The sequence below is a fragment of the Deltaproteobacteria bacterium CG11_big_fil_rev_8_21_14_0_20_49_13 genome, from assembly GCA_002796305.1.
GTDB lineage: Bacteria > UBA10199 > UBA10199.
Window position 1 is genome coordinate 1 of the sequence record PCWZ01000032.1, and the last position, 1,236, is coordinate 1,236.

The following is a 1,236-nucleotide window of genomic DNA, read 5'->3' on the forward strand; positions in this document are numbered from 1 at the left end:
CATGTTGAAATCGTTAGACCCGAACAAAACGCACACACCCAAAACTGTAGCGTTTCCGTCACTTCTGTAACTCTTGACTCCGTCTTGTGGTTATTTGTGGTTAGTCTTGTGGTTATATTGTGGTTATAACTCCGTCTTGTGGTTATGTGTGGTTACGGATCGTTTGACTCCGTCTTGTGGTTATGTAATCGCTTTTTCCCGCCATCTTGTCCCGCAAATGATACACTCGATCGGGAGAAGAGCCAGTTAATTTACCCCCGTTTTTCCTTGCAAATCAACAAAAGTTGTCTTAAAAGACCCCCTTCGGAAGTCGCTTGGTTTAAAAGACGGCCAATTGGGGCTACTGTCATTAACGGCCATGCGGCAAACAAACGGGGGTATTTATGAAACGTCTCTTGTTGTTCTTTCTCGCTACAGCGGTTTTTGCTGTGTCGGTGCACGCGACTGTTGCTAAAGCAGAGGGAACGAAGTGTGATCCTGCATTCAAGCAGCTAAAGTGGCACATTTGCGTCAGGGAAGATGTACCCTATGACGTGGGAATGAATAAAACAACTCGCAAGGAGTGCGTATACAATGAGCCTGTCGCTCTGAAGAGTTGCGAAATTCCTGATTTCTTTGCTTTAGTGCCGGCCGGCAAAAATCCGTTTCACACGTATCTTTATGCCATAGGGCCTAAGGAAATGAAGTCTCCAAAGGGTTTTACCACACAGACAAATTATCATAAGATGAACTGTGGCGCGATGTCCGATACAAGCTTGTATAATGAAGCGTGGGCTCTCATGAAACTTTCAGACGCGCCAGGGAAGAGCAACGACGATAGAAAGAAAATGGTTTTGGATAAACTGGCTGCAAAGGGCGAAACTGTTATTACTAGATCTGTAAAAGCAGGTGAGCCGGCGCAAGATTGTGCCGCGCATGAGTCAGCTCTCGCATTTTATAATGCGGCCACCAATACCTACCTTCTTAACGTGAACTCCAGATGGAATGGCGGGGCGGCTTCTGCAAATAAATCAATGAGTGGCAAAAGCAGCAGCGGCGTCAAAGGAGTTGGCGGTTTAAAAAAGAAATTCGGATTCTAAAGTTAGAATAAGCGTTCATATACAAAAAGTCCCTGTCATTTGCAAATGGCAGGGACTTTTTTTGTAACTGCTATAGTATTTCAACTTCTTATTCGTATGCCAGTGCGAATAAGAAGTTAGAAATACTTATAGTTTTTAACAAAGGTATTACTAACCA

Annotated in this window: 1 protein-coding gene; it reads left to right on the forward strand. The window is 44.1% G+C overall.

The genetic code is table 11. From position 1 onward, the window contains the following. Positions 1–383 precede the first annotated feature (383 nt). Entirely contained in the window at positions 384–1,079 is a 696-nt protein-coding gene (locus COV46_02630; protein ID PIR17800.1) for a hypothetical protein, read from the forward strand. Positions 1,080–1,236: the final 157 nt, after the last annotated feature.